A 22,034-nucleotide genomic window follows, 5' to 3' on the forward strand; every position below is an offset into this window, starting at 1 on the left:
TTGCGGATATGCGGATTGCAAATCCGCGCATAACTTAGTCTAGGATTATAAATTAGGACTAACGGGAGCTATTTTTGCGTCATTGCGAGCGTAGCGTGGCAATCTCTACACGATAGGTATTCAATCACCTATCAATTCAGAGATTACCACGCTCGTACCTCGCTCGTAATGACGCTTTATTAATTTATTTACTTAAACTCCCCATCCATCAACCCACTATTAGCAACCGCGTTGGTAATGGTAAACTCAACCGGTTCGCCTAACAGGCCGGTGTTTATTTTATAAGGTATTTTAATACCACCGTTTATGGCGCGGTAATCACTAAACTCATTTACCGAGGCACCTTGTACTACGGTGGTTTGCTTAACTTTTAAACCGGTTTTGGCGTCAAAATAGCTTTTAACTTTGGTGCCGTCGGGCCGGGTTACGGTTATTAGGTAGGCAAATTCGCCGTTTACAACTTGTGTATTTGGGTCAAGATCTAAAACATAGCCGGGTTTGGTATAATCCAGCTCCGGGAACATGGCATAGCGGGCCTTTATTTGTCCTTTTATGGCCTTATCAAGCGGAACATCATGCCCTAACTGGCGCGCAACTATGCTATCGCCATTAACGGCAATATGCACTACCTGCAGGTTTTTATAACTTGGCGCTATTACTTCCTGGAAGTATTTATCAGGCGATTTATACTTGGTAGTAATATTAACCGGCGTACCCTCGGCTTTGCCGGTAGCAATAGTAGTTATATCCTTAATGGCACGTACCTTATCAATACCGCCAATGGCATCAAAATAAGCTTTAATTATACTGCCCGGCGTAACATTTGCAGGTACTGGCAATCCGCTAAAAAAGTTATTTTCAGGATCAATGTCAGGCAATACGTGGTCAGGATCAATAGTAACCGTAATAACTTTGGAGGTTGATTTATAAGGGAACGTCCAGACAGGGCCACGCTGCCAAATTTCGGCAGGAAGTTTTACGTTGCCTGTTTTACCATTTTCTTCCTTTATCTCAATAGTTACCGGCAGGGCCATTTCTTCAACATTCTCAATCGTAATTAACGATCCTTTCATCGGGTCGTTCTCATTATAATCAATGGCCCGCACTGCCTGATCAATCTTCCAGGTGGTAAAGAACCATTCGTTCCAAAACCAACTCAGGTCCTCTCCTGCCGCGTTATCCATGGTATGGAAAAAGTCCCACGGGGTTGGGTGCTTAAATGCCCAGCGTTTTATATAGGTTTTAAAGGCATAGTCAAACCGGTCCTTACCCAATATCTGGTCGCGCAAAATAGTAAGACCCAGCGCAGGTTTATTATAAGCAGCGCTGCCCAGGTAGTCGGCCTGTATAACGTCGGGTATGTTCATTATGGCATCCGCGTTATCCATAAATATAGCTTTGGCATTTTTTTGCTCATCGGACTTTTCGTAAAACTCGCCTTTATTAAAAACCTTAGTATCTACATTATTGATAAAGGTGTTAAAACCCTCATCCATCCAGGCGTACTTGCGTTCGTTTGACCCTACGATCATCGGGAACCAGTTATGCCCAAACTCGTGGTTGGTAACTTCCCATAGGTCGCTCCCTACCGATTTCGCGCTGCAAAACACAATGCCAGGGTACTCCATACCGCCAACAATACCGGCCACATTGGTAGCTACGGGATAATTATACTCGTACCATTCATTGGAGTACAGCTCCAATGCCCCTTTTACAAACTCGGTAGACCTCCCCCATGATTCCGGGCCCTCATTTTCAATAGGGTAAACCGATTGTGCCAACGCTTTTTTACCGCTTGGCAGGTTAATACGCGCTGCATCCCACATAAATGCTTTTGACGCGGCCCAGGCCACATCGCGGGTGTTTTTACATAAAAAATGCCAGGTAAGCATAGCTTTTGCCGGGTGCGAGGCCGGGCTGTTTATATCGGCTGCATCGCGTATCATCACGGTTTTATCGCTTGCTTTGGCAGTAGTAAGCCTACGGATTGCTGTTGGCGTTAAAACCTCCGCAGGGTTCAACAACTCGCCCGAGCCTGCCACCAATAAATTTGATGGAGCGGTAACGGTGTAATCAATATTGCCATACTCTAAATAAAACTCGCCGGCACCCATATAAGGTATGGTGTTCCAGCCGCTTACGTCGTCATAAACCTCCATGCGCGGGTACCATTGGGCTATTTCATATATCCAGCCGTTTTTACTTTGTTGGCGACCCATACGGTCGGTACCATATTCGGGTACATCAAAAGCGTATTCAATTTTTAGCTGCAGTTTATTCCCGCTGCCTTTCAGGGTATCCTTAAGCCTGATCTGCATACGGGTATCGGTAATGATATAGTCGGCCTTTTCGGCTTTGCCATTTTTTATGATGGTGACTGATTTTATCTCATCGCCGTTGGTATAGGTTTTATTGGTAAACCTGCCGCCGGTAACCGGGCTGGTAGCTTCGGCACGCGAATCTTCTTTATAAATATTCTGGTCAACCTGCAGCCATAAAAATGGCAAGGCATCAGGGCTGTTGTTGGTATAGGTTATTAAAGCTGACCCGCTAACGCGATGTTTGGCGGTATCTAAGGTTACATCTAGCTTATAGTCGGCCCGATTTTGCCAGTATTTGACGCCGGGGGCGCCGGAGGCCGTGCGGTATTCATTGCCCCCTTTGGGATAAAATAAAGGCGAAAAAACTTTATGCTGGTCGTATTTGTTTTGTGGTTGTTGTGCTTCCTGGGCGTAAACGGTATAACTATTTGCCGCCAGTAAAAAGGCGATGATAACTTTATGGAATTTCATTTATAGTTTATTTTGTTTTAAAGGTAATATAACGGCGTAAATTATAAAAATATATACTTGTAGCTTATAACGGTAATAATTATTAATTTAAAACCATTATGTATAACAAATGATGCTTTAAATATTAAATAGTTACCATTGCATTACAAGTATCTTTGTTCATCCTGATCATCATTACCCATATCTATGAATGATTTTATAGCCGCCCGTTCGCAAATGGCCCTATCCCTGGGGTTTCACATTATTTACTCCTGTATAGGTATGGTAATGCCGGTGTTTATGGCGGTATCTCACTATAAATATCTAAAAACAAAAGACGAAGTTTATAAAAACATCACCCAGGCCTGGAGCAAAGGTGTTGCTATTTTCTTTGCCACCGGCGCGGTATCAGGTACCATGCTTTCGTTTGAGTTGGGCCTGCTTTGGCCCGGTTTTATGAAACATGCCGGTCCTATTTTTGGTATGCCGTTCTCGTTAGAGGGTGTTGCTTTTTTTATTGAGGCGATAGCATTAGGATTTTTCCTGTACGGATGGAAACGCTTTAATAAATGGTTCCATTGGGCTACGGGGGTACTGGTGGGTGTAAGCGGTATTATATCAGGCATACTGGTAGTAGCGGCAAATGCCTGGATGAACAGTCCTTCGGGCTTTGATTATGTGAACGGGCAATATTTAAACGTTGATCCTATAAAAGCTATGTTTAATGATGCCTGGTTTGCCGAGGCATTACACATGACCATTGCTGCTTTTTCGGCTACGGGCTTCGCTGTAGCTGGCGTTCACGCTTTAATGATCTATAAAAGGCAAAATATAACCTTCCATACCAAAGCTTTTAAAATTGCCATAGCTTTTGCAGCCGTAGCGGCCATATTACAACCTTTAAGCGGCGATATATCTGCCAAGGACGCCGCCAAAAGGCAGCCCGCCAAATTAGCCGCCATGGAAGCCTTGTTTAAAACCCAAACTTATACCCCATTAGTTATTGGCGGCATACCAGATACCGCCGCCAAAAAAGTTAATTACGGCATTGAAGTACCCGGTTTGTTGAGCTTTTTGGTACATGATAATTTTAAGCAGGAAGTTAAGGGTTTGGATGTTATACCCAAAAACGAACAACCGCCCGTTGCCATAACGCATTATGCTTTTCAACTCATGGTAGCCACTGGTATGGCTATGATGGGGATAGCCATCTTGTATTTTATTGCTTTATGGAAAAAACGAAGCTGGCTGTTTAAAAAATGGTTCTTAAAACTGTTTATTATAGCCACGCCATTTGGTTTTATTGCGGTTGAGGCCGGGTGGACAGTTACCGAAGTAGGTCGCCAACCCTGGATAATGCAGGGCATTATGCGCACGGCGGATGCGGTAACACCTATGCCGGGTATACAGTATTCGTTTTACCTATTTAGTTTTGTTTATTTTACGCTGAGCCTGGCCGTTATATTTTTATTATCAAGACAAATTAAAATGGTACCCGAATTATATGATAAATAAACATTGTCATTTCGAGCAATAGCGAGAAATCTATACACGAGCAGTTCCATCCGATGTAGGTGTATAGATTTCTCTCTCGTTCCTCGTTCGAAATGACAATTATTTTAAATTGATATGCTTACTGTAGTTATCCTTTTCCTGTGTTTTGCTATCCTGCTGTATTTTTTATTAGGCGGGGCCGATTTTGGCGCGGGTATCATTGAGCTTTTTACATCTGATCGTAATAAGAACCGCACACGGCGCACCAGTTATCAGGCTATCGGGCCCATTTGGGAGGCCAACCACATGTGGCTCATTATTGCGGTGGTGATATTATTTGTGGGCTTCCCCAATATTTATACGCAGTTATCCATCTCCCTGCATATACCAATCTTAATTATGCTGATGGGTATTATAGCCCGGGGCACAGCCTTTTCGTTCCGTAATTATGACGCTATTAAGGGCGAGCGTACACAGAATTTATACAACCATATTTTTGTGTATTCCAGCTTTATTACGCCTTTGTTTTTGGGGATAGTAGCCGGCAGCGCAATCTCGGGCCAGATAAATGTACAGGCTACTACGTTTATGGATGCCTATGTTTATGACTGGTTCAACCTGTTCTCTATAGCGGTAGGTTTATTTACCGTTGCGCTATGCGGATTTTTGGCGGCGATATACCTCATCGGCGAATCTATCGCTGAAAAAGATGTTAAACGTTTTATACTGAAAGCCAAAGTGCTAAACATACTGGCCTTTGTTTGCGGCGGATTGGTTTTCCTTGCAGCCGAGATAGAAAATGTACATTTGGCACGCTGGATATTTGGAAACCCTATAAGCTTAACCGCAGTAATATTAGCCTCCATATCATTGGTGTTGTTATGGATAACGGTTAACAAAGGCAAACGCTTTATTGCACGGTTATTCGCGGCATTCCAGGTGAGTATGATATTGCTATCGGTAGGTTATCGCCACTACCCTAACTTTGTATTGATAAAAGGCGGGGCAAATTTATCATTGCTGACGGATCATGCTACCGATAAAACTATCACCACTTTAGGTACCGCCTTGTTATTAGGCAGTTTATTGATACTGCCATCTTTGTTTTATTTGTATTATAGTTTTAAAGACAGGAACCGGGAAGAAGATTAATCATTGAGTCATTAAGTCATTGCCTAAATGATAATCAAAAAATGACCTAATGACTCAATGACCTAATGACCAATTAACACTCCGGCAAACTGATAGGCACATTTATAGCCAGGCCACCGTCAGAAGTTTCTTTGTATTTGGAGTTCATATCCAGCGCGGTTAACCACATGGTTTTGATTACGGCATCCAGACTCACTTTGGCGTTATCGGGGTTGCTTTGCATAGCCAGTTGTGATGCGGTTATAGCTTTGATGGCACCCATGGTATTACGCTCAATACATGGTACTTGTACCAGTCCGCCAATCGGGTCGCAGGTCATGCCCAGGTGGTGTTCCATCGCTATTTCGGCAGCCATTAATACCTGGCGCTGCGAGCCACCCAAACACTCGGTAAGCGCGGCGGCAGCCATGGCTGATGATACACCAATTTCGGCCTGGCAACCGCCCATGGCGGCAGATATAGTAGCCCCCTTTTTAAATATGCAGCCAATCTCGGATGCGGTTAATAAAAACTGAACGATCTTCTCATCCGTGTAACCATCGCAAAAAGTAATATAATATTGCAGTACCGCTGGTATTACTCCCGCAGCACCATTAGTCGGGGCGGTAACTACCCGGCCAAATGAGGCGTTTTCCTCGTTAATAGCCAATGCGAAGCAGCTAACCCAATCTAATGTATTTTGGAAACTGTTACCTGTATGTTTAATAGCGGTTAGCCATTCGTCGTAAGTGCTTTCTCTATTATTGTTGAGCAGCTTGTTGTTTAATGTGGCAGCTCTGCGGGTTACATTTAAGCCTCCCGGCAGCACGCCTTTTGTATGACAGCCTTTGTACATACACTCCTTCATCACGCGGAATATATTGAGCATACCGCTTCTTATCTCCTCGTCATTACGCCAGGCCAGTTCGTTCTCAAACACTACTTCTGATATTTTTAAGCCGGTGGTCAAACACCAATGCAGTAAAGCCGCGGCATTATCAATCGGAAACGGCAGGTCCACCTCTTTTTTTCCTGTTTGTATTTGGCCGCCTTCTTTTAAAACAAAACCGCCTCCTATAGAATAGTAAGTTTCTGAAAATGCCTTTCCATCAGTTAAAAATGCCTGAAAAGTTACCGCGTTAGGATGTGCGGGCAGGCTCTCGCCCGATAGAAACAGGATATCATCAGCAGGTGAAAAGACGATTGCTTTTTTACCGGCCAGTAATAATTCATTTTTGGTAAGAATGCTATTAATTTCGGTTGGCACATTGCTTACATCCATGCTAACCGGGTCATGCCCGCTTAAACCTAATTGTATAGCTATGTCAGTACCGTGGCCGTGGCCGGTTTTTGCTAATGAGCCGTATAATAAAACTTTGATCCCGGTAACAGCATCCAATAATTTTGCCTCTTCAAGCGACTGGATAAATTGTTGTGCAGCACGCCAGGGCCCAAGCGTATGGGAGCTTGAAGGACCTATCCCTATCTTAAAAATATCAAATGCTGATAACTGCTCTTTTTCCATAATACTCAGCTTAAAAAAACGCCGTCATTACGAGCGTAGCGTGGCAATCTCTGAATTGATAGATAACCGTTTACCTGGCGTGTAGAGATTGCCACGCTCGTACCTCGCTCGCAATGACGTTGATGTTATGCAGTAAACGGCGGCTTAACCACCTTGGCTTTAACGCTGTTATCCCTTATTTTGATATAAATCTCGGTACCTTCTTTGGCAAACTCTGTTTTAACGTAGCCCATACCAACTGCTTTTTGCAATGACGGCGACTGCGTGCCTGAGGTTACTTTACCTATGGTGTTGCCATCGGCATCAACAATTTCATAATCATGGCGGGGTATACCACGCTCCACCATTTCAATACCTACCAATTTACGGTTTACACCTTCCTGCTTTTGTTGTTGCAAAGCTGCGGAATTGGTAAACCCTTTACTAAACTTGGTTATCCAGCCTAAACCGGCCTCTAACGGCGATGTGGTATCATCAATATCATTACCATACAGGCAAAAGCCCATTTCTAAACGCAAGGTATCGCGTGCGCCCAAACCAATGGGTTTAATATCAAAGCTTTCACCGGCTTTAAAAATGGTTTCCCATATCTGATCGGCGTATTGGTTATCAAAATATATTTCAAAACCACCCGCACCTGTATATCCAGTAGCCGATATGATCACATTCTCAACACCGGCAAATTTTGCTCTTTTAAAAGAATAATATTCCATCGACCCTAAGTCAACATCGGTTAAACCTTGTAACGCTTCGGCAGCTTTGGGGCCTTGTATGGCCAATAAGGTGGTACGGTCTGAAATGTTTTTCATTTCCACACCCAAATCGTTGTACTTTGATATCCAGTTCCAGTCCTTTTCAATGTTGGAAGCATTTACTACAAGCATATAGGTTTTCTCGTCAATACGGTAAACCAACAGGTCATCCACTATGCCGCCATCTTCATTAGGAAGGCATGAATATTGCACTTTGCCATCCACCAATTTTGAAGCATCATTACTGGTAACCTTTTGTATCAACGCCAGTGCGTTTTCTCCTTTCAGGATAAACTCGCCCATGTGGCTAACATCAAACACACCTACACCTTTACGCACAGTTTCGTGTTCGGCATTTATACCTGCGTATTGTACAGGCATATTATATCCCGCAAAGGGAACCATTTTTGCGCCAAGCGCTATATGTTTTAATGTTAAAGCTGTGGTTTTCATATCTAATTGTATTTGTCATTTCGACGAGGAACGAGGAGAAATCTATACACGAGTTTATCAATGTATAGATTTCTCTCTGTCGTTCGAAATGACAGAGAGTAAAAAGGTGTTTTTAGCTAGTGCCCTACCAAACCGGCATAATCAGCGGCAGATAATAAACCCTCAACCGCTGATGACAGGGCTACTTTTATTATCCATCCGTCACCGTAAGGATCGCTGTTTACCAGTTCGGGGCTTTTATCCAGTTTCGGGTTGATCTCTAAAACCGTACCTTTTACGGGCATAAACAGATCAGACACCGTTTTAACGGCTTCAATAGTACCAAAAACTGTTTCGGCATCTAATTGCTGACCGAGTGTGTTAATGTCTACATACACAATATCACCCAGTTCCTGCTGCGCAAACTCGGTTATACCTACGTAAGCTTCGGTGCCTTCGGCCCTAACCCACTCGTGATCTTTGGTGTACTTTAATTCTGATGGAAAATTCATATTATATTATCTTAAATATTTATAAAGTCCCTCTCCTTTTGGAGAGGGATATAGGGTGAGGTCTTATTCTATCACGCTTTCTTCAAAAGCATAATCTTCTAAAGGCGGGCAGCTACAAATTAATGTACGATCGCCATAGGTATCATTAACCCTGCCAACTGATGGCCAAAACTTATTGGCGATTACAAACGGCAGCGGGAAAGCTGCTTTTTGACGGGTATATGGATGCTCCCACTCATTAGCTGTAATAACAGTTACCGTATGCGGCGCATTTTTAAGCGGGTTGTTTAACTTATCTGACAAACCCTTCTCTACATCATCAATTTCATGACGGATAGAGATCATCGCATCGCAAAAACGGTCTAACTCATGTTTTGGCTCTGATTCGGTTGGCTCAACCATTACGGTACCTGCTACCGGGAATGATACCGTTGGCGCGTGGAAACCATAATCCATTAAGCGTTTGGCTATATCCGTTACCTCAATGCCAAAGTTTTTAAACGCGCGGCAATCTAATATCATTTCGTGCGCGCAACGTCCGTTGGCACCTGTGTATAATACCGGGTAATGTTTTTCTAAGCGCGATTTAATGTAGTTGGCATTTAAAATAGCATACCGTGTTGCATTGGTTAAACCATCAGGGCCCATCATGGCTATATAAGCGTGTGATATGATCAATATAGACGCCGACCCCCATGGTGCTGATGATACCGCATGGATAGATTTTCCTTTATCAATATCAACCACAGCATGGCCCGGAAGATACGGTACCAGGTGTTTAGCTACGCCGATTGGGCCCATGCCAGGGCCACCGCCACCGTGTGGTATACAAAACGTTTTATGCAGGTTAAGATGACAAACATCAGCACCAATAGTAGCCGGACTGGTTAAACCAACCTGTGCGTTCATATTAGCGCCATCCATATATACCTGCCCGCCATTTGCGTGAATGATCTCGCATATCTCTATGATAGATTCTTCAAACACACCATGCGTTGACGGATAGGTTACCATTAAACAAGAAAGATCTTCTTTATATTGTTCGGCCTTTTCTTTCAGGTCGACAACATCAATATTTCCGTTGTCATCGCATTTTACAACGATTATCTTCATACCTGCCATAGCAGCTGATGCCGGGTTTGTACCGTGTGCTGATGATGGTATCAGGGCTATATTACGATGATCGTCGCCCCTGTCTAAATGGTAAGCACGGATAACCATCAAACCAGCATATTCGCCCTGCGCCCCTGCATTTGGCTGCAGGCTCATGGCGGCAAAACCGGTAATTTCTGATAGCCAATCGTTCAACTCGGCAAATAGTTGCATATAGCCGCCGGTCTGATCAGCCGGGGCAAATGGATGCATACGGCTAAACTCGGCCCAGGTAACGGGCACCATTTCGGTAGTAGCGTTTAACTTCATGGTGCATGAGCCTAACGCTATCATGGAATGACAAAGCGAAAGATCTTTCGCTTCTAACGATTTAATATAACGCAGCATTTCATGTTCTGAATGGTGCGAATTAAATAACGCGTGTGTTAAATAAGCCGATGTACGTTGCTTGCCCGCGGGTATGGTAGTTTGCAGCTTGGCTTTTAATTCGTCAAAATTTACATCGTTTATGGTTTTACCTTTTACTTTGGCAAAAAAGCGCACAAGGGTTTTTATATCCTCCGGCGATGTTGTTTCGTCAATAGATATGGTAATGCCCGAACCTGTATAGTTCAGGTTCATTTCGTTGTTTAACGCTTCGGCATGTATTGAACCTGTAAGGTCGCCTGTTTCAAAATTCAATGTATCAAAATAGCCCTTGTTGGTTTGCTTATAACCTAATTGGGTTAATGCATTATCCAACAAAACAGTCAAGCCATGTATTCTTTCGGCTATTTTCTTTAAACCATCCGGACCGTGATATACTGCATACATTCCCGCCATTATAGCTAATAATGCCTGTGCGGTACAAATATTTGACGTAGCCTTATCTCTGCGGATATGCTGCTCGCGGGTTTGCAGGGCCATGCGCAGCGCATAATTGCCGGCACTATCAATAGTAACCCCAATTATACGGCCGGGTAATGAGCGTTTGTATTCTTCTTTAGTTGCAAAAAATGCGGCATGAGGTCCGCCAAAGCCCATTGGCACGCCAAAGCGCTGCGTTGAACCTACTACAATATCAGCACCCCATTCGCCCGGAGGGGTTAATAACAATAGGCTCATTATATCGGCAACAACCGTAAGCTTTATGCCTTTTTGGTGCGCATTGTTGGCAAAATCTTTATAATCATAAACCTCGCCGCTGCCAGCAGGATATTGTACAATGGCGCCAAACATATCCTCAGTTAATTCAACTGTTTGATGGTCGCCAATTAATAATTCGATACCATAGGGTTGCGCACGTGTTTTTAATATATCAATGGTTTGCGCAAACACGTCCTTAGACACAAAGAACACCTTGGCATTCTGGTTTTTACGCAGGCTATATTGCATAAACATAGCTTCGGCGGCAGCAGTACCTTCGTCCAATAATGATGCGTTTGCAATTTCCATCCCGGTAAGGTCAATAACCATGGTTTGAAAATTAAGCAAGGCTTGTAAACGACCCTGCGCAATTTCGGCCTGGTATGGGGTATATTGGGTATACCAACCCGGATTTTCTAATATATTTCTTTGTATAACACCGGGTACTATTACATCATAATATCCCTGGCCTATAAAACTTTTATATACCTTATTTTTACTTGCTGTTTGTTTTAAAGTATTCAGATAATCAAACTCACTTTTGGCTACGGGTAACTGCAAAGCCTGCTTCAGGCGTATCTTGGCCGGAACGGTTTGGTCAATCAATTGATCTAACGTGTTTACACCCAATGCTTTTAGCATTTCTACGGTTGCATTTTCATTGGGGGCAATATGCCTTTGTTCAAAAAGTTCCTGGTAATCAGTGTTTAAATTCATCTGAAAAAAATTTAAAATATCTTCCCTACAAATTTAAGCAATAGCGATTTTTTATTTACTATACTTAATTATATTAGCAAATATTCCTTTAAAAAGTATTTTTTAAATAAAAAAAAACTTTATCTTGGTATTTTATACCACCTTATTAGAAAATTTTACCACAATGGATACTATTGATGATATTGACAAAGCTATTTTACGCGAACTACAAAAAAACGCCAAGATAACCACTAAAGAACTCGCCTCAACTTTAAACTTAACCATATCGCCTGTTTATGAGCGAATTAAGCGGTTAGAAAGTGTTGGTTTTATAAAAGAGTACGTTGCCGTGCTTAATAAATACATGATAAATAAACCTTTTACCAGCTATTGCCAGGTATCTATGCGTTACCACGAAGAGTATATTGATAAATTTGAAGAAGAGATATATAAACTGGAGGAAGTACAGGAATGTTACCACATAGCCGGGCAAATTGATTTCCTGCTAAAAATAAATGTGGGCAGTATTGAGGAATATCATGATTTTATCCGATACAAACTATCCAAAATTGAGAATATTGGTATTTTAAACAGCGCCATTGTGCTAAAAGAGATAAAGCATACTTACGCTTATAATATTTAGTTAGATTATAGTTGATGGTTCATAGTTCATAGTTAAAATACAGCTATGAACTATGAACCATTAACTAAATACTATTAAGTAGGTACTACAACCTCGTCTTCAAATCTTGGATCTATGGTATCTTGAGGCGGTTTACGGTGCCAGTAAGATGCCAGTATAGAACCTGTGATATTCATTATTGGTGAGAACACAGCTGATGCCAGACCTATAGTAGCCGGCTTACCCATTGACGTGGCCAAACTTGAAGCCAGGCCGCCATTTTGCATACCTACTTCAATAGCAATGGTACGGCAATCACGTTCGGCCAGGCCAAATAAGCGCCCTGTCCAGTAACCAAACAAGTACCCACCAGAGTTATGTATAAAGGCGCATATAATCAATGCGGGGCCAATAACAATTAAATTATTACGACCGGCAGCAACAATTATAATAATAACACATGCTATACCAAACATTGATAATATAGGCATTGCCTTATCAAGCCAGTGCACCTTTCCTTTAAAAAATTTATTAAATAATAAACCGCCGCCTATTGGTATAATAACCACTTTAACAATGTCAAGCATCATCGCTAACGCATCAACCTTTACAAACTGACCACCCAAAAACTTCATCCAAAGCGGGGTGATAAATGGTGCCAATACAGTAGCTACGGCAGTAAGTGTAACAGATAGTGCCAAATTAGCATTAGCCAGGTATGACATTACGTTTGATGCTAAACCGCAAGGCATACTACCAATTAATACCACTCCTGCTGCAATTTCGGGCGGGAAGTTAAAAGCCTTGGCCAGCGAAAATCCTAAAAGCGGCATAACTGTAAAATGGCCTGCTAAGCCAATCAATACAGCTTTTGGTGTTTTTACTACTCCCGCAAAATCTTTCAGGCTCATTTCGGTACCCATACCAAACATGATGATCTGGATCAATGGGGTAATTAATTTTGAAAATTTATACCCGTTGTATGAAATAAAGTAAGTTGGATATTGTAGGGCTGCAACTACTACTGCAAATATGATCAGGGTAAATGCAAAACCCTTTAGTACCGGAAAGCCTCTAAAACCTATTGACAAGGATATAAAAGCAAAAATTAATAACGGGCTGCCAATTTCGTAGTTTCCACCAATAAGCATTACCAGTGCTGCAAGAAACGCAATTGCGGCCATAGCTAATGCTGATTTATAAAAGTTCATTTGATTTAGTTTAGTTTACGCCCCTTAAAGCAAAGAAGCAATTGGTTTATATGCTGCAAGTATACAACATCTTTAAATAATAGAAAAGCCGGGTTGATAATTCAACCCGGCCTATTCTTAAATTTATTTATTATGCAAAGAACGGAACATCCCGTTGTGCATATTTTTTCAATCCTTCTTCGTTTATATCAACACCAATACCTGGTTTATCTGATACAGTTAAGAAACCTTTCTCAATAAATGGTTTATCGTAAACAACAATATCTTTCCACCTTTGCTCAGTATCGCTCAATGTTTGCCACTCTAATATGTGAAAGTTAGGCGTTGCTGCACAAACATGCGCAGTTGCCATAGCACCAACAAAGCTACCCACCATGTGCGGAGAGAACGGAGTAAAATACGCATCTGCCATAGAAGCAATACGCAAACCTTCGCCTAAGCCACCGCATTTTTGCAGATCGGGCATTATAATATCCAATGCGTTTTCAGCCAAAGGGCGGGCAAAACCGTAAGTTAAATAAAGGTTTTCGCCTGCACAAATAGGTGTGCTGGTTTCTTGCGTTATGGTTTTATAAACTTCAATATTATCAGCAGGGATTGGCTCTTCTAACCACATCAGGTTAAGCGGCTCCATCATTTTTGCAACACGACGACCGGTAGGCGCATCATAACGGCCGTGCATATCACAGCAAATATCAATATGTGTACCTACTTCTTTTCTAACTGCTGTAATAGCATCAACCATACGCTCACATTCGGCTAAACTGCCTGTCCAGTTGGTACGGTCATATTTGTTAGGATCTGTTGCAAGGTCAAGGTCAAACTTAATTGCAGTATAACCCTTGTCAACCGCACCACGAGCCGCTTTAGCGTAATCAGCCGGTGTTGGGTTACGTGCTGCGTAAAGCTCTGTATCGCAATAAACACGACATTTGTCACGAAATTTACCACCCATTAACTGGTAAATAGGTAAACCAAGCGCTTTACCTGTTATGTCCCAAAGGGCACATTCAATGCCGGTAAGCGTTGCCACAAAAGCACCTGACTGTGCACCACTAAAAGGTGAACCCTGGCGTATACCACGAGCAATTACGTTAGGATAAAGGGGACTTCTGTTTATAAGCCGGCGCGACATATTTTTTGCCATATAATAAGTACCAACGCTGGCATCAACAGCCTCTCCCCAGCCTACAAGGCCCTGGTTGGTTTCTATTTTTACAAACATACCACCGCCTGAGTAAGCAAACTTTACGGCAGTTACTCTTAGGTCAGACGGTGCTGACGCTTGTGGAGTTCTTTCTTTAGCGTCAATCAATCCCTGGCCAAATGTTGACACTATTGGTGCAGCTGCTAAAGCAGCGGTTCCCATTGCCGATTTTGCTAAGAAGGAACGTCTATTTTGTTTAGTTGACATAGTTTTGTTTTGAATATATATTTAAAGTATAAATATTAAAGTTATTTGGTTTAAATTAATGCACGTTGTTTACGGCGCTGGCTGCTAATATCTCCGCAACCTGAGTCCTTGCAACCGGTAATTTCATTTTTTTATTATCATAGCTAGCTTTTAACCATGCAAGGTAATCTGCCCTGATATCGGCAGGCCAACCTGCATCCATCTGTCCGGCGTTATATTTCCCTTCCATAACACGGATGTGCGCAAACATATCTTCAAGACGTGTTTTTTCTGAAGCTTTAACAACTTTTTCTGCCAAATGCGGAGGTATAAAAATAACCATACCTTCTTTGCCTAACACAACATCACCCGGCATAACCGTTACCTGACGTATGCGTATAGGTGTTTCAACACCCATGATCATGGTATTCATATCACCACGCGGGTTATGAAACGATGGTGTATAACTGCTTACAAACGAAGTAAATCTGCCTATCTCTTTTAAGCCTTCCAAATCCCTTATAGCACCATCGTATACAATACCGTTACCTGTTTTTGCATAAATAGTTGTTGCTACTCGGTCGCCAATAGTTGGTCCGTTTTTGTGTAAGCCAAACTGGTCAGCCACATAAACATCACCTTTTTGAAGCTGATCAACGCCCCAAACGTTTTGACCTTTAAGGCCAAGTTTTTGACCACGATCATTTATTTGTTTCCACATATCAGGACGATACGGCATAAACTGGGTTGTAAAGGCACGGCCACACAACACACTATCCGGATTAATTTGAATCGGCCAGTCTTCAGCTATCTGGTAGTTAAAGTTGGACCCACCGATAGTAGCCCATGCCTCTTCAATGCTTACGTCTTTCATACGTGTTATGATATCGTCCGGTACTTTTGGTCTTCCATCCGGAAAACGCTCGCCTTTCCATTCAGGGGTTAAGTAGATCAGCTCATCTTTTGACATTTGCTGCTGGGCCCTGCTTAACAGTGGCATCATGCCTAAAAAAGCAAGCATTAATAAGCCAGCGGAGTAAATTGATTTCATAAATTGTTTTGGTCTTAAAATTGGTTTAAAGCATTAAATGTAACAAACACATCTTGAGTATGCAATATTTGGATATTTCTACTCATAAAAAAAATAAAAAAATAAACCTATCCAAATTATTACAAAGCAAATTAAAATACGCATGATGATAATTATTTTGTTTACAGGCTATTAGTTCCTTTTTTATTGGATTTTATAACGCATTTTATTGTGATGTTATAAAATATATTGTAGTAAAAATTAAGCGACAATATTTCTCACTTATTGCCACTAATAATTGGGGTCATTTTTGCAGACTATGGATAAGCTTCGAAAGTATCTTTATATCAAGATAAAATATACGTTTTTAACATTTTAAGTATACTTAAAAACCAGTGTTTTTTAATTTTAAAAAAGTCAATTCAAGTACCCGTAATTGAGATTTTAAACAGCATAAACAATTGAATATAAACGATTTTTAATATATATATAAACATATATTATAACACTTGACCATAAAAAACAGACCATAAAAAACTGATCACACCATAGCCTGTGGGTGATAGTGTTAATATCTTAAAAATAGAATTGCTTTTATATTTTTTATTTTAGTAACCTGTTAGATTTCGAGATACAAAAAATGAAGATCTGCGTACAAAAATTACTGTTTATTTGTTTCTTTTTTTTCCTGGCGTCTTGTAGTAACTATAACAAGATACCCTACTTTCAGGATCTGGACCATTCTAAAATATCAAATACGGTAATTAACAACTACGCACCTATTAAAATTCAACCCGGCGATTTGTTAGGCATTACCATATCAGGCAATAAAGAAGGTATGGCCGCTTTTAATATTAACGAACCCCCACCTACCAGCCCACTATTTGGATACCGTGTAAACTCGGACGGCGAAATAAAATTGCCCCTGATAGGTACTGTAAAAGCAGCTGAGCTTACTACCGAAGAGCTTAAGGCAAAATTACTGGTAAGTTTGGCCGAGTGGGTTAAAGGCGGTGATATAGAAGTGAGAATAATTAATTTTAAAATATCTGTTATAGGCGATGTATTACGCCCTAATGAATACATAGTACAAAACGACCGTATCAATATATTACAGGCTTTAGCGTTGGCCGGCGATTTAAATATAACTGCCAAGCGAGAAAATTTATTACTTATACGCGAAGAAAATGGAACCCGCCATTATTATCCGGTTAACCTAACGTCAAAAAAACTTTTTGCCCTGCCTTATTATTACCTGCAAAATAATGATGTGTTAGTTGTTGAGCCAGACCGAAAGAAATATGACCAGGTTGATACCAAGGGTTACCGTGATGCCACATTGGTACTGTCTGCATTATCAGTTTTAGGCTTACTCGTTTCTGCAGTTTTGGCAACCCGCAAGTAATTACATGAGTACAGAAATTAACAGAGGCCCCCAACCCCGTAAGGTTTCTAAAAAGGACGAGGTAATTAACATAAGGGCCATTATTATCAAGTATTTAAGCTATTGGCCCTATACCATAGTCAGCGTATTGCTTTGTTTTGTTATTGCATTTGTTTTTTTAAAACGTGTTAAAACCAGTTATCAGGTTAAGGCCACGGTTGTGCTGGAGGGTAACGAAGATAATAAAAGCAACGATACAAAAAACCAGGATATTAACATTACAACCATTATACCTGTTAATGTTGAGGATGAGCTGGAGCTTTTAGTATCGCGTAATTTAACACGTAAGGCTATTGACAGTTTGGGCTTAAATGCCGCTTACCGCATTAAATCAACTCAGGTTACTGATGAACTGTATGACCAGTCGCCTATAAAGTTCGAATCCTTACATCTTGTTAATGATATTGAACCGCAACGTTTTGAAGTTACCATTAAAGATAACCTTCATTACAACATTAAATTTAAAGATAAGCAACAGGATTTTTTGTTTACAGATAGCATTGGAAGCGATATAGGCCAGTTTAAAATTACACCTACCATTAACTTACCTAAGTTTATTGGCGCCACAATAACGGTTGATGTTATGGACCCTAATACAGCTACCAATAATTTATTGGGCGTATTGGAGGCTACCCAAAAATACAAACAAGCATCAACGGTTGAATTAACTATTTCTGATAATTTATATAAACGCGGGCAAGACTATCTGAACACGCTTATACACTTTTATAACATTGCCAAAAACGAACAAAAAAATAGTAATACAAAAAAGTCTTTAGTATTTATTAACAAACGGCTCGACTCGTTAGGGAACGAATTAAATGATGCTGAAAATGGTTTTGAAGATTTTAGAAGCAAAAGAAAGATAACAGATATTAGTGCCCAGGCACAACAATATCGGCAAGACCAACAAACAAACAACGCCAAACTTAACGATGTAAATGTTCAGTTAAATGTTATTAATGAATTAGAAAACTACGTTAACTCATCTAACCAATTATACCGCAATCCTTCGACATTTAATATACAAGATCCGGGGCTGGTATCACTGGTTCAAAAATACGCTGATCTGTTACAAGAGCGGGCCGCCCTTTTGGCAACAACACCCGAAAAAAATCCAATTTTTGAGCCGTTAAACCGTAAAATTGAAAGTGCTAAGGCATCAATTAAAGAAAATATAAAAAATATAAAATCAACCATTTCGGCTACCAGGAAAAGCCTTCAGGAGTTTGGGCAACGGTATACTGCGCAGATACAACAACTGCCCGGCGAAGAAAGGCAACTTAATGACCTTAAAAGACAACAAACAGCCAAAGAGGTTTTATATAATTACCTGCTGCAAAAAAAGGAAGAATTATCATTGAGATATGCTTCTACACTATCAAGTGCTACAATTATTGACACGGCTTATTCCACACCTTTAAAAGGTGTTTCGCGAATGATAGCCTATGGCCTGGCACTTGTTATGGGGCTTATGCTACCGGGCATATTTGCAATTATTATTTTTGTGATACGCAACCGTATAACCTCAACTATTGATATTGAACAAATAGGTATCCCGATAATAGCCGAAATAAGCAGGGTTAAGACCAAAATCCCTCTGGTTTTTTTGGTGCCTAAAAATAAAAGGATAATTACAATTATTGAGCAGTTTAGAAGCTTACGGAATGAATTATATCATTTACATGCAGAAAAAGCAAAGGGGCATGTAACGCTTATAACCTCGACTATTGCTGCCGAAGGTAAATCATTTATAACCACTAACCTGGCACTGGCATTGGCAAGCGCCGAAAAGAAAACCATTATTGTTGAAATGGACCTGTATAACCCGGTAAGCCCTCAAATACTGGATGTATTTACCAATAATCCGGGCATTACCGGTTATTTAAGGCATCAGGCGCAAATACAGGATATAATTATTCCTACTACCATTTCGCCCGATCTGGATATTATCGAAAGCGGGGCGTTTGTTGACAATTATCCTGAACTGTTAGAACAACTGCGGATGGAACAATTAATAGCCTGGCTAAAATTACGCTACGATCATATTTTGATCAAAGCATCACCCATGGAAGTGGTTAATGATGCTAATGTTTTAAGCAGTTTATGTGATGTTACGTTATATGTTATTTGTTATGACTTTACATCAAAATCTCATTTACCTTTTATTAAAAAAGTATTCACCGAAAAACACATGCCTAAAATGGCTGTAATTTTTAATAAAGTGCAAAAAAAATAATAGCATATTTTTCGCTTCGGGGTAATACATATATTAACAACGCAAGTATCATTAGCTAACAAATAGGTCCGGATTATATTAATATGGATAATGCATTAACAATTATTTTCTTACTGCTATCATCCAAGGGGTCATTTTTATACAATTCAAATATGGCCTGGGTGGTCATTATAGCCGGTTACCTTGCTGTTGGTTTCAAATTTAAACGGTTTACCTATTATGACCTTAAAATAGTAACAAATTTTGCAGCGGTTTACCTTACGCTTATGGTTTTCCGCTACCTTTTTTTAAACCACCTGCCCCTTAGATATTTACTTACCGACGTTGTTTTTTTGGTTAAGTATTTGTTTGTGTGCTTTTTATATTGCGCGTTGTTAAAAGATAGGGCAATGATTTATATTGTAAAAGTAATTGCCTGGGGAGCAGCTATATCTATACCTTTTTATTTTTTACAGTTGGTTGCCGGACCCCAAATGTTGGCGTTCGGAAAAAAACTGCATTTGGCGTCAGACATTGAGGGGTATACAAATTTTCTGGTTTTTACCTATGTTGAGGGCCACGCTATCAGAAATTGTGGTTTTGTTTGGGAACCGGGTGCTTACGGTTGCTTTTTAAACCTGGCGTTTATGGTAAACATAGTGCAAAATAACTTTGTTTTTGATAATAAATGCAAGTGGATAACTGCTGCTGTTATTACTACTTTATCCACCACCACTTACCTGGCGTTCCTGATTAATATTTTACTTTATTACAGGGGGAACGGCGGTAAAATGACTACGCTGGTATTTGTTGCCGGGCCGGCTATGCTTCTTTTATCAGTTAAACTCCCTTTTTTGGTACAAAAGATAGAACACATTTATGTACATGACATGAATGATATAGAAAATATACAATTTTTAAGTGATTTTTATTTAGAAAATGGCGGCGAATTGCCATTAAACCGTTTTTCGAGCGCCGTTTATATTTATGACCTTTTTGGAATTCAATTACTTTGGGGGGTATCAAACCCATATCAGGATACCATACAGATATTAAAGAATATCAATATATCAAATGGGATAATTGACTTTTGTGCTAAATTTGGAGCTGTTGGTTTGGTATACAATCTTTATTTGTATGCTAAATTTTTCTACACTTATCGTTTAAGAACAGAGCTTGTTTTTTATTGTATTATAGTGATACTTTTTTTGAGTTTTGGCGAACCGATACTGATATTACCAGTTTCGCTATTGTTTCTGTTTATTAACGATTACGTTGATGCACCAATATATGAAGAAAATGTGGACCTTGAAGATCTGAAATTTGCTTAACATGATATGATGAATGTTTTATTATCAGTATTTGTATGTGAGCCTAATAAAGGATCGGAAGCGGGCAACGGCTGGAACTGGGCATACTATCTTTCAAAAAAAGGTTTTAATGTGCATGTAATTACCACAAGTTTGGGTAAAGTAGCTATTGAAAAAACATTGCTTGAAAAAAATATAACCAACCTGCATTTTTACTACGTTGACCACACCCCTTTCTGGAAAAAAGCTTTTTACTGGAATGTAGCCACCATGTATACTGCCTATTTATTGTGGCAGCGCAAAATATATCCGGTAGCTAAAAAGCTTCATCAGCAAATACACTTTGATGTGGTACAGCATGTTACCTGGGGAAGCGTTAAAATGGGCTCTATGCTGTATAAACTAAAAGATACCAAATTTATTTATGGCCCAGTTGGCGGCGGGCATAACGCGCCCCCTCAATTTAAAAAGTACTTTTTTAACGAATGGAAACGCGAATGGTTACGTACAAATGTTGGCAGAGTATTCTCGTGGGTAAATCCTTTAACAAGACCCACCCTATCAAACGCGTATGTTGTGCTGGCTACAAACACCGAAACGGTTGATTACGCCAAAGCCAACGGTGCTAAAAATGTTCATTTATTTATGGACTCGGCCCTGCCGGTTGATTTTATACCACCGGCATTACCGCAAAAAAACAATAAGCTTAACCAGTTTTTATGGGTTGGTGGTATGTGGGCATTTAAAGGTATAGCATTGATAATTGAGGCCTTTGCCATGCTGCCGCAACATATAAAAGAGCAACTACATTTAAAAATTGTAGGCGACGGACCTTTTATGGCACAGTTGCGTAATCTGGTTGTATTACATAAGGTTGAAGATATAGTAACCATTTGCGGGGCACTGCCATACGACGCTGTTAAAAAAGAATATAACGATGCAGATGTGTTTATTTATTGCAGCTTACGCGACTCGTGCCCGGCGCAGTATTTGGAAGCATTGGCTTATGGTGATCCTATTATTACCTTAAATATGAATGGGGCAAAAAACTTTTTAACCGATAAAACAAGTTTACTGGTATCGGTTGCTGATCCGGCAAAAACGCTCGAAGAAATAGTTGAAGCCATTACGCTTTTAACCACTTCAAAACATCTGAAACAGACTATGAGCCAAAACGCTTATGAGTTTGCTAAGCAAAACACCTGGGATGTTAAAATTGATTATATTGTAAATAAATTCTATTATAATTAGTTAT

The 22,034-nt window shown here is 40.4% G+C and carries 15 protein-coding genes; 7 read left to right on the forward strand and 8 right to left on the reverse strand.

The window, feature by feature from the left end; genetic code table 11:
• Positions 1 to 188: 188 nt before the first annotated feature.
• Entirely contained in the window at positions 189 to 2,792 is a 2,604-nt protein-coding gene (locus tag ABI367_RS06565; protein ID WP_462230269.1) for a M1 family metallopeptidase, read from the reverse strand.
• Positions 2,793 to 2,978: 186 nt separating this feature from the next.
• Between ABI367_RS06565 and ABI367_RS06570 the strand changes: the two genes are divergently transcribed.
• Positions 2,979 to 4,286 (forward strand): cytochrome ubiquinol oxidase subunit I, encoded by a 1,308-nt coding sequence (locus ABI367_RS06570; RefSeq protein ID WP_462230271.1) that lies wholly within the window; start codon positions 2,979 to 2,981, stop codon positions 4,284 to 4,286.
• A 114-nt stretch (positions 4,287 to 4,400) separates the two neighbouring features.
• Positions 4,401 to 5,417, forward strand: a complete 1,017-nt coding sequence (locus ABI367_RS06575; protein ID WP_462230273.1) for a cytochrome d ubiquinol oxidase subunit II — start codon at positions 4,401 to 4,403, stop codon at positions 5,415 to 5,417.
• A gap of 73 nt (positions 5,418 to 5,490) precedes the next feature.
• On the opposite strand, the gene ABI367_RS06580 is transcribed toward ABI367_RS06575, so the two are convergent.
• The 4 genes from ABI367_RS06580 to gcvP form a co-directional block, all read right to left on the reverse strand.
• Positions 5,491 to 6,921 carry an L-serine ammonia-lyase gene (locus ABI367_RS06580; protein ID WP_462230275.1) on the reverse strand — a complete coding sequence of 477 codons (1,431 nt, stop codon included), beginning with the start codon at positions 6,919 to 6,921 and terminating at the stop codon, positions 5,491 to 5,493.
• A 125-nt stretch (positions 6,922 to 7,046) separates the two neighbouring features.
• Entirely contained in the window at positions 7,047 to 8,126 is a 1,080-nt protein-coding gene (gene gcvT, locus ABI367_RS06585) for a glycine cleavage system aminomethyltransferase GcvT (RefSeq protein ID WP_462230277.1), read from the reverse strand.
• Positions 8,127 to 8,242: 116 nt separating this feature from the next.
• Complete coding sequence (gene gcvH, locus ABI367_RS06590) at positions 8,243 to 8,617, reverse strand: glycine cleavage system protein GcvH (RefSeq protein WP_462230279.1); 375 nt, start codon at positions 8,615 to 8,617, stop codon at positions 8,243 to 8,245.
• A 63-nt stretch (positions 8,618 to 8,680) separates the two neighbouring features.
• Positions 8,681 to 11,572: an aminomethyl-transferring glycine dehydrogenase gene (gcvP, locus tag ABI367_RS06595; RefSeq protein ID WP_462230281.1), complete on the reverse strand. Its 2,892-nt coding sequence runs from the start codon at positions 11,570 to 11,572 to the stop codon at positions 8,681 to 8,683.
• A gap of 163 nt (positions 11,573 to 11,735) precedes the next feature.
• Between gcvP and ABI367_RS06600 the strand changes: the two genes are divergently transcribed.
• Positions 11,736 to 12,194, forward strand: a complete 459-nt coding sequence (locus ABI367_RS06600) for an Lrp/AsnC family transcriptional regulator (protein WP_462230283.1) — start codon at positions 11,736 to 11,738, stop codon at positions 12,192 to 12,194.
• Positions 12,195 to 12,268: 74 nt separating this feature from the next.
• On the opposite strand, the gene ABI367_RS06605 is transcribed toward ABI367_RS06600, so the two are convergent.
• The 3 genes from ABI367_RS06605 to ABI367_RS06615 form a co-directional block, all read right to left on the reverse strand.
• Complete coding sequence (locus tag ABI367_RS06605) at positions 12,269 to 13,384, reverse strand: bile acid:sodium symporter family protein (protein WP_462230285.1); 1,116 nt, start codon at positions 13,382 to 13,384, stop codon at positions 12,269 to 12,271.
• Positions 13,385 to 13,514: 130 nt separating this feature from the next.
• Complete coding sequence (locus ABI367_RS06610) at positions 13,515 to 14,798, reverse strand: mandelate racemase/muconate lactonizing enzyme family protein (RefSeq protein WP_462230287.1); 1,284 nt, start codon at positions 14,796 to 14,798, stop codon at positions 13,515 to 13,517.
• A 55-nt stretch (positions 14,799 to 14,853) separates the two neighbouring features.
• A complete protein-coding gene (locus tag ABI367_RS06615; RefSeq protein WP_462230289.1) occupies positions 14,854 to 15,828 on the reverse strand; it encodes an RraA family protein in 975 nt (324 codons plus the stop codon).
• A gap of 619 nt (positions 15,829 to 16,447) precedes the next feature.
• On the opposite strand from ABI367_RS06615, the gene ABI367_RS06620 reads away from it, so the two are divergent.
• From ABI367_RS06620 to ABI367_RS06635, 4 genes are all read left to right on the forward strand, one after another.
• Positions 16,448 to 17,212, forward strand: coding sequence for a polysaccharide biosynthesis/export family protein (locus tag ABI367_RS06620; RefSeq protein WP_462230291.1), 765 nt, complete (start codon positions 16,448 to 16,450; stop codon positions 17,210 to 17,212).
• A gap of 4 nt (positions 17,213 to 17,216) precedes the next feature.
• Positions 17,217 to 19,490: a GumC family protein gene (locus ABI367_RS06625; RefSeq protein WP_462230293.1), complete on the forward strand. Its 2,274-nt coding sequence runs from the start codon at positions 17,217 to 17,219 to the stop codon at positions 19,488 to 19,490.
• 83 nt (positions 19,491 to 19,573) lie between these two features.
• Positions 19,574 to 20,800 carry a hypothetical protein gene (locus tag ABI367_RS06630; RefSeq protein WP_462230295.1) on the forward strand — a complete coding sequence of 409 codons (1,227 nt, stop codon included), beginning with the start codon at positions 19,574 to 19,576 and terminating at the stop codon, positions 20,798 to 20,800.
• Between the two features lie 6 nt (positions 20,801 to 20,806).
• Complete coding sequence (locus ABI367_RS06635; protein WP_462230297.1) at positions 20,807 to 22,030, forward strand: glycosyltransferase family 4 protein; 1,224 nt, start codon at positions 20,807 to 20,809, stop codon at positions 22,028 to 22,030.
• Positions 22,031 to 22,034 lie beyond the last annotated feature (4 nt).

Origin of the sequence: Mucilaginibacter sp., assembly GCF_039935595.1 — a bacterium.
GTDB lineage: Bacteria > Bacteroidota > Bacteroidia > Sphingobacteriales > Sphingobacteriaceae > Mucilaginibacter.

Excerpts from the sequence above, each read along its gene's own strand:
- ABI367_RS06565 (WP_462230269.1), bottom strand. The coding sequence starts at position 2,792 with ATGAAATTCCATAAAGTTATCATCGCCTTTTTACTGGCGGCAAATAGT.
- ABI367_RS06570 (WP_462230271.1), top strand. The coding sequence starts at position 2,979 with ATGAATGATTTTATAGCCGCCCGTTCGCAAATGGCCCTATCCCTGGGG.
- ABI367_RS06575 (WP_462230273.1), top strand. The coding sequence starts at position 4,401 with ATGCTTACTGTAGTTATCCTTTTCCTGTGTTTTGCTATCCTGCTGTAT.
- ABI367_RS06580 (WP_462230275.1), bottom strand. The coding sequence starts at position 6,921 with ATGGAAAAAGAGCAGTTATCAGCATTTGATATTTTTAAGATAGGGATA.
- gcvT (WP_462230277.1), bottom strand. The coding sequence starts at position 8,126 with ATGAAAACCACAGCTTTAACATTAAAACATATAGCGCTTGGCGCAAAA.
- gcvH (WP_462230279.1), bottom strand. The coding sequence starts at position 8,617 with ATGAATTTTCCATCAGAATTAAAGTACACCAAAGATCACGAGTGGGTT.
- gcvP (WP_462230281.1), bottom strand. The coding sequence starts at position 11,572 with ATGAATTTAAACACTGATTACCAGGAACTTTTTGAACAAAGGCATATT.
- ABI367_RS06600 (WP_462230283.1), top strand. The coding sequence starts at position 11,736 with ATGGATACTATTGATGATATTGACAAAGCTATTTTACGCGAACTACAA.
- ABI367_RS06605 (WP_462230285.1), bottom strand. The coding sequence starts at position 13,384 with ATGAACTTTTATAAATCAGCATTAGCTATGGCCGCAATTGCGTTTCTT.
- ABI367_RS06610 (WP_462230287.1), bottom strand. The coding sequence starts at position 14,798 with ATGTCAACTAAACAAAATAGACGTTCCTTCTTAGCAAAATCGGCAATG.
- ABI367_RS06615 (WP_462230289.1), bottom strand. The coding sequence starts at position 15,828 with ATGAAATCAATTTACTCCGCTGGCTTATTAATGCTTGCTTTTTTAGGC.
- ABI367_RS06620 (WP_462230291.1), top strand. The coding sequence starts at position 16,448 with ATGAAGATCTGCGTACAAAAATTACTGTTTATTTGTTTCTTTTTTTTC.
- ABI367_RS06625 (WP_462230293.1), top strand. The coding sequence starts at position 17,217 with ATGAGTACAGAAATTAACAGAGGCCCCCAACCCCGTAAGGTTTCTAAA.
- ABI367_RS06630 (WP_462230295.1), top strand. The coding sequence starts at position 19,574 with ATGGATAATGCATTAACAATTATTTTCTTACTGCTATCATCCAAGGGG.
- ABI367_RS06635 (WP_462230297.1), top strand. The coding sequence starts at position 20,807 with ATGATGAATGTTTTATTATCAGTATTTGTATGTGAGCCTAATAAAGGA.